General features: G+C 58.1%; 6 protein-coding genes. 4 read left to right on the top strand and 2 right to left on the bottom strand.

Features of this window, described 5'->3' with window-relative positions; all coding sequences use genetic code 11:
* A partial coding sequence (locus ACIPIZ_RS26940) for a ribonucleotide-diphosphate reductase subunit beta (RefSeq protein WP_401168457.1) occupies nt 1-507 on the bottom strand: 507 nt, incomplete at its 3' end.
* Between the two features lie 565 nt (nt 508-1,072).
* The gene (locus ACIPIZ_RS26935; protein ID WP_008084846.1) at nt 1,073-1,333 is read right to left on the bottom strand and encodes a DUF2790 domain-containing protein; all 261 of its coding nucleotides are present in this window, start codon (nt 1,331-1,333) and stop codon (nt 1,073-1,075) included.
* Between the two features lie 475 nt (nt 1,334-1,808).
* Here ACIPIZ_RS26935 and acs point away from each other — a divergent pair, with 475 nt between their 5' ends.
* From acs to ACIPIZ_RS26915, 4 genes are all read left to right on the top strand, one after another.
* On the top strand, nt 1,809-3,764 hold the full coding sequence (acs, locus tag ACIPIZ_RS26930; protein WP_401168455.1) for an acetate--CoA ligase: 1,956 nt from the start codon (nt 1,809-1,811) through the stop codon (nt 3,762-3,764).
* A 748-nt stretch (nt 3,765-4,512) separates the two neighbouring features.
* The gene (locus ACIPIZ_RS26925) at nt 4,513-5,286 is read left to right on the top strand and encodes an ABC transporter substrate-binding protein (RefSeq protein ID WP_105706870.1); all 774 of its coding nucleotides are present in this window, start codon (nt 4,513-4,515) and stop codon (nt 5,284-5,286) included.
* A 91-nt stretch (nt 5,287-5,377) separates the two neighbouring features.
* On the top strand, nt 5,378-6,067 hold the full coding sequence (locus ACIPIZ_RS26920; protein ID WP_016773583.1) for an ABC transporter permease: 690 nt from the start codon (nt 5,378-5,380) through the stop codon (nt 6,065-6,067).
* Nucleotides 6,064-6,762, top strand: coding sequence for an ABC transporter permease (locus tag ACIPIZ_RS26915; protein ID WP_105706868.1), 699 nt, complete (start codon nt 6,064-6,066; stop codon nt 6,760-6,762). Before ACIPIZ_RS26920 ends, ACIPIZ_RS26915 begins: the two co-directional genes overlap by 4 nt.

Genomic DNA, 6,762 nt, shown 5'->3' with positions numbered 1-6,762 from the left:
GTTCTCGGGCAGTACCTGGTTGTTGTCAACCAGGGAGTCGGCGGTGGAGAAGAAGCCGAGGTTGCGCATGACGATGCGGCGCTCGTCGTCGGTCAGGCCTTCCGGGTTTCTCCAGAGGGCGATGTCGGCGGTCATGTTGACTTCTTGCGGCATCCAGTGGTTTGCGCAACCGTCCAGATACTTCTGCCAGGCCCAGTCGTACTTGAATGGCACGAGTTGGTTGAGGTCGGCGCGGCAGTTGATCATGCGCTTTTCGTCAACGGCGACACGGGCGGAGGCGCCTTCGAGTTCGGCGAGGCCTTCGGCGACGTCGAGGGAGTTCAGTGCAGCCTTGGCGCGGGCGACAGCGGCCGAGTCGTCGGCGGTCACGGCGCGGGCTTCCAGCGCTGCGGCGCCGCCAGCGTTGTCGAGGCGGTCCATGTTGGCTTCAGTAGCGTGGCCGGCGTTGGCGCCTTTCACGGTTGCTACTTCACTGTCTTCTTTGTCGAATTCGTCCCAGCTCAGCATGACGTGTCGTCTCCTGCGTGAGGGCCTGTCGCCCCGTGTGAAACCTGATTGGTTGGTTTTTCACACGGTCGTACAGACCGCGTTGGATCTAAAGGAATCGTTCTTTGCAGCAGCTAAACGCAGGCATCAAACAGAATTTTGTACGGGTTTCCGAGAGCCTCTGACGGGCGCAATCAGTGTTGGACACTGCTGCGGGGCTTCAGAATGGCTTTTGATCCCTGTAAGGGAATATTGCTGACCCGATTAGGGCGGCATTATAGGGAAAAAATTGTGCTCGTGGGGGAGGGCGAAAGCGCACAGGGCGGTCGAGCGGGAGGGCGATTTGAGTCGGAGCGAGGGTTTACAGGGCTTTCGCCGATGTTGGCGTCTGAGAATTTTTTTTGATTAATTTTTTCGTCAGGCTTTGGTTGCTCAAGAAATGAGCAAAAAACCGCGTTTTTCACTATATCTTGTGTTTTGCAAGCCTTTTGCACGACTCCAGACACAACTGAGCCCGACCGAAGCCGGGCTGGAATCGACCCTCAATGAAGCGCTGAGAGATCCAATTCGGTGCAGTCTGCAATCATCAATTGGTGCAGCCGTTGCCCATGACGCTGTAGCGCAGGATGTGGCGCTGGCCTTTGGAGTCGTCGTACTCCATTTTTGCCGGTACTACTTCGCAGACGTTCGGAATTTCACTCATCGATACAACGTTGGCGATGTCCAGGTGTGTGGAGTAAGTGTATTCCTCGATCACTGGTTGTTGCTGTGCGACATCAGTCGGGACCTCATCTGCCATGGCGGTTGCGCACAGACTGCTGAGGGCCAGAACCAATAAAGCTTTCATTTCAGATTTACCTTTTTGAGGTCGAGTGGGGTCACGCAACCTTTATGGGGTTGCGTGTGTAACTTCATCGTTTGCAGTTATTACTTGAGAGCTGGATTAACGGCCTTCGTGGGGGCTGTAACGTTGTTAATCGCGTTTGCCTTGTTGGCGAGGTGAATTTTAGGGAGAAGGGGCGGGGGTAAACAGAGCGGGTTTTGATAAACACCTTTGGCAGATTTGGTAACAATCGCTTGAGATGGGGTGGTGACTGGATTGCTGGGCGGGTGATTTGCCTGGGGGACCGAGGTGTCTGATTCGCTTGCAGGCAAGCTCCCACAGGGGATTGGGGATGTTTGGAGGATCGGTGTAAGGGCCGCGTTACGGGTATCTGGATGTTTTGTAGGGGCTTGTTACTACCATCGTCGAATGGTTCTATGGGCCCGGCCCGGCTACAACGGGGTCATACAAAAACAACTATTACACCGAGGTAGGAAAGATGAGTGCGGCTTCTCTGTATCCCGTTCGTCCCGAGGTTCTGGCTAACACGCTGACTGACGAGGCGACCTACAAAGCCATGTACCAGCAGTCGGTCGTCAACCCTGACGGCTTCTGGCGCGAGCAAGCCCAGCGTCTCGACTGGATCAAACCTTTCACCACGGTGAAACAGACCTCGTTCGACGATCACCATGTCGACATCAAGTGGTTTGCCGACGGCACCCTGAACGTTTCCTACAACTGCCTCGACCGTCACCTGGCCGAGCGCGGCGATCAAGTCGCGATCATCTGGGAAGGCGACGACCCTTCCGAGAGCCGCAACATCACCTACCGCGAACTGCACGAACAAGTGTGCAAACTCGCCAACGCCCTGCGTGGTCAGGACGTACACCGCGGCGACGTGGTGACCATGTACAGCCCGCTGATTCCCGAAGCCGTGGTCGCCATGCTGGCCTGCACCCGGATCGGCGCGATTCACTCGGTGGTGTTCGGCGGTTTCTCGCCGGAAGCCCTGGCCGGTCGCATCATCGACTGCAAATCGAAAGTGGTGATCACCGCTGACGAGGGTATTCGCGCCGGCAAGAAGATTTCCCTCAAGGCCAACGTCGACGACGCGCTGACCAACCCGGAAACCAGCAGCATCCAGAAAGTCATCGTCTGCAAGCGCACCGGTGGCGACATCAAGTGGAACCAGCATCGCGACATCTGGTACGAACACCTGATGAAAGTGGCGGGCACTGTTTGCGCGCCGAAAGAGATGGGCGCCGAAGAAGCGCTGTTCATCCTTTATACCTCCGGCTCGACCGGCAAGCCGAAGGGCGTGCAGCACACCACCGGCGGTTATCTGCTGTACGCGGCGATGACCCACGAGCGCGTGTTCGACTACCGTCCGGGCGAAGTCTACTGGTGCACCGCCGACGTCGGCTGGGTCACCGGCCACAGCTATATCGTCTACGGCCCGCTGGCCAATGGCGCGACCACGCTGCTGTTCGAAGGCGTGCCGAACTACCCGGACATCACCCGGGTGGCGAAGATCGTCGACAAGCACAAGGTCAACATCCTCTACACCGCACCGACTGCGATCCGCGCTATGATGGCTTCGGGGCAAGCCGCTGTTGAAGGCGCGGATGGTAGCAGCCTGCGTCTGCTCGGTTCCGTGGGTGAGCCAATCAACCCGGAAGCGTGGGATTGGTACTACAAGAATGTCGGCAAGTCGCGTTGCCCGATCGTCGATACCTGGTGGCAGACCGAAACCGGCGGCAACATGATGAGCCCGCTGCCGGGTGCGCACGCGCTGAAGCCGGGTTCGGCGGCACGTCCGTTCTTCGGTGTGGTGCCGGCGCTGGTCGACAACCTCGGTAACATCATCGAGGGCGAAGCTGAAGGCAATCTGGTGATTCTTGATTCGTGGCCAGGTCAGGCGCGTACGCTGTACGGCGATCACGATCGTTTCGTTGATACCTACTTCAAGACCTTCCGTGGCATGTACTTCACCGGTGACGGCGCGCGTCGTGATGCCGATGGTTATTACTGGATCACCGGGCGTGTCGATGACGTGCTCAACGTGTCCGGCCACCGTATGGGCACGGCCGAGATCGAGAGCGCGATGGTTGCGCATCCGAAAGTTGCCGAGGCTGCTGTAGTCGGTGTGCCGCATGACATCAAGGGGCAGGGCATTTATGTCTATGTCACGTTGAAGAATGGTGAGGAGCCGACCGAGCAACTGCGTCTGGAGCTGAAGAACTGGGTGCGCAAGGAGATCGGGCCGATTGCTTCGCCGGACGTGATCCAGTGGGCGCCGGGGTTGCCGAAGACCCGTTCGGGCAAGATCATGCGCCGCATTCTGCGCAAGATTGCCACGGCGGAATACGATGGGTTGGGGGATATCTCGACGCTGGCGGATCCGGGTGTGGTGCAGCATTTGATTGATACGCACAAGACTATGAATGTGGCTTAAGTAGCAGGTCTGAGAAGAAGAAAGCCCCGTCCGGTTTTGCCGGGCGGGGCTTTTTTGTGTCTGGGGGTTTTGTGGTGGTTGGGCTGGCCTCTTCGCGAGCAGGCTCGCTCCTACAATTGACCGAGTACCTTCAGATCCGATCGTTCCCACGCTCTGCGTGGGAATGCCTCCCTCGACGCTCTGCGTCGGCTCCGGGGACGCGGAGCGTCCTTTGCTGCATTCCCACGCGGAGCGTGGGAACGATCGCGGTCAATAATTATCGATCTTCCCCGTAAGACATTTCCCGCTGTTACCCAACACCTTCCACGTAACCGAATGTGTAACCGCCCGCCCCGCGACGGGGCGTAGGGAAACGCATCGCCCCGTTTTAGAGCCTCAAAAGCCCCGCTGAAAAATAAGACCCAACGCTGCGCTTGCCGGATTAGAAGGGTTTGCGAATAATAGGCCCGCAATTTGCAGCATAGATCGGTTCACTGTCTTTCGCTCTTGCATGAAATTGCAGGGCTGTCAATGTGCCAAAGTCGCTTTCTCTGTGCATCTGTAATTAGTTGTCGCATTGAAGAAATATCGGCTTCGGGCCTGTCGTTAGAATGCCGATCACTCGCTCATCGTGGCTGACGTTGAAACCTGCGACGGTTTCAATGGGAAATTTCCCACCGATGCAGCAACCGATTTCCCGATTCACCCATTCGCATATTGGGCTGTCGCTCACTCTGCCGTTTTTGCCCTTTACCGATGGAGTCCCAAGATGAAGAAACTTGTGCTGCTTGGCGCCCTGGCACTGTCCGTGCTGTCGATGAATGCCTTCGCTGACGAAAAACCTCTGAAGATCGGTATCGAAGCGGCTTACCCTCCGTTCGCTTCGAAAGCGCCGGATGGCAGCATCGTCGGTTTCGACTACGACATCGGCAACGCTCTGTGTGAGCAGATGCAGGTCAAATGTGTGTGGGTCGAGCAAGAGTTCGACGGTCTGATCCCGGCACTGAAAGTGCGCAAGATCGACGCGATCCTGTCGTCCATGTCGATCACTGAAGATCGCAAGAAGTCGGTCGACTTCACCAACAAGTACTACAACACCCCGGCACGTCTGGTCATGAAGGCCGGTACTCAGGTCAGCGAAGGTCTGGCTGAGCTGAAGGGCAAGAACATCGGCGTACAACGTGGTTCGATCCACGAGCGTTTCGCCCGCGAAGTCCTCGCACCACTGGGTGCCGAGATCAAGCCGTACGGCTCGCAGAACGAAATCTACCTCGACGTGGCCGCCGGTCGTCTCGACGGTACCGTGGCTGACGCCACCCTGTTGCAAGACGGCTTCCTCAACACCGACGCTGGCAAAGGCTTCGCGTTCGCAGGCCCGGCGTTCACCGACGTCAAATACTTCGGCGACGGCGTAGGCATCGCTGTGCGTAAGGGCGACGCCCTGAAAGACAAGATCAACACTGCCATCGCGGCCATCCGCGAGAACGGCAAATACAAGGCAATCCAGGACAAGTACTTCGCCTTCGATATCTACGGCAAGTAACACGTCTCTGCGACAAGTCCGAAATGGCGCAAGCAACAGGATCTCTGCGGTTTGCGCCATTTTTTCATCCCAACTTTCGAGGACCTGAATCATGTTGAAAGGCTACGGGGCTGTCATCCTCGATGGCGCATGGCTGACGCTTCAGCTCGCCTTGTCGTCCATGGCTCTGGCCATCGTTCTCGGGCTGATCGGTGTCGCGTTGCGCCTGTCGCCGGTGCGCTGGCTGGCCTGGCTGGGCGATCTGTATTCCACGGTCATCCGCGGGATTCCCGATCTGGTGCTGATCCTGCTGATCTTCTACGGCGGTCAGGACTTGCTCAACCGCGTGGCGCCGATGCTCGGCTATGACGACTACATCGATCTGAACCCATTGGCCGCCGGTATCGGCACCCTCGGTTTCATCTTCGGTGCGTACCTGTCGGAAACCTTCCGTGGCGCGTTCATGGCGATCCCAAAAGGTCAGGCCGAAGCGGGCATGGCGTACGGCATGAGCAGCTTTCAGGTGTTCTTCCGGGTGATGGTGCCGCAGATGATTCGCCTGGCGATTCCGGGCTTCACCAACAACTGGCTGGTACTCACCAAGGCGACCGCGCTGATTTCCGTGGTCGGTCTGCAAGACATGATGTTCAAGGCCAAGCAGGCGGCAGATGCCACCCGCGAGCCTTTCACCTTCTTCCTCGCTGTGGCGGCAATGTACCTGGTGATCACCAGTGTCTCGTTGCTGGCATTGCGTCACCTTGAGAAGCGCTACTCGGTAGGCGTAAGGGCGGCTGATCTATGATCTTCGACTACAACGTCATTTGGGAGGCCATGCCGCTGTACCTCGGCGGCCTGCTGACCACCCTCAAACTGCTCGCGCTGTCGCTGTTTTTCGGTCTGCTCGCGGCCCTGCCGCTGGGGCTGATGCGCGTCTCGAAGAACCCGGTCGTCAATGGTGCCGCGTGGCTTTACACCTACGTGATCCGTGGCACGCCGATGCTGGTGCAACTGTTCCTGATCTACTACGGTCTGGCGCAGTTCGAAGCGGTACGCGAAAGTATCTTCTGGCCGTGGCTGTCCAGCGCAACGTTCTGTGCGTGCCTGGCCTTTGCGGTCAACACCAGCGCCTACACCGCTGAAATCATCGCCGGCAGCCTCAAGGCCACGCCGAATGGTGAGATCGAAGCGGCCAAGGCCATGGGCATGTCGCGCTTCAAACTGTACAAGCGCATCCTGCTGCCGTCGGCCCTGCGCCGCGCACTGCCGCAGTACAGCAACGAAGTGATCATGATGTTGCAGACCACCAGTCTGGCGTCCATCGTGACCTTGATCGACATCACTGGCGCGGCGCGCACGGTCAACGCGCAGTTCTATCTGCCGTTCGAGGCGTACATCACCGCTGGCGTGTTCTACCTGTGCCTCACCTTCATTCTGGTCAAACTGTTCAAACTGGCCGAGCGTCGCTGGTTGAGCTACCTGGCCCCGCGGAAGCACTGA

Source organism: Pseudomonas sp. NPDC087690 (genome assembly GCF_044743175.1).
Lineage (GTDB): Bacteria > Pseudomonadota > Gammaproteobacteria > Pseudomonadales > Pseudomonadaceae > Aquipseudomonas.
This window is presented reverse-complemented; position numbering and strand designations above follow the sequence as displayed.

Coding starts and splice junctions, on each gene's coding strand:
- acs (WP_401168455.1), top strand. CDS start 1,809: ATGAGTGCGGCTTCTCTGTATCCCGTTCGTCCCGAGGTTCTGGCTAAC.
- ACIPIZ_RS26915 (WP_105706868.1), top strand. CDS start 6,064: ATGATCTTCGACTACAACGTCATTTGGGAGGCCATGCCGCTGTACCTC.
- ACIPIZ_RS26935 (WP_008084846.1), bottom strand. CDS start 1,333: ATGAAAGCTTTATTGGTTCTGGCCCTCAGCAGTCTGTGCGCAACCGCC.
- ACIPIZ_RS26920 (WP_016773583.1), top strand. CDS start 5,378: ATGTTGAAAGGCTACGGGGCTGTCATCCTCGATGGCGCATGGCTGACG.
- ACIPIZ_RS26925 (WP_105706870.1), top strand. CDS start 4,513: ATGAAGAAACTTGTGCTGCTTGGCGCCCTGGCACTGTCCGTGCTGTCG.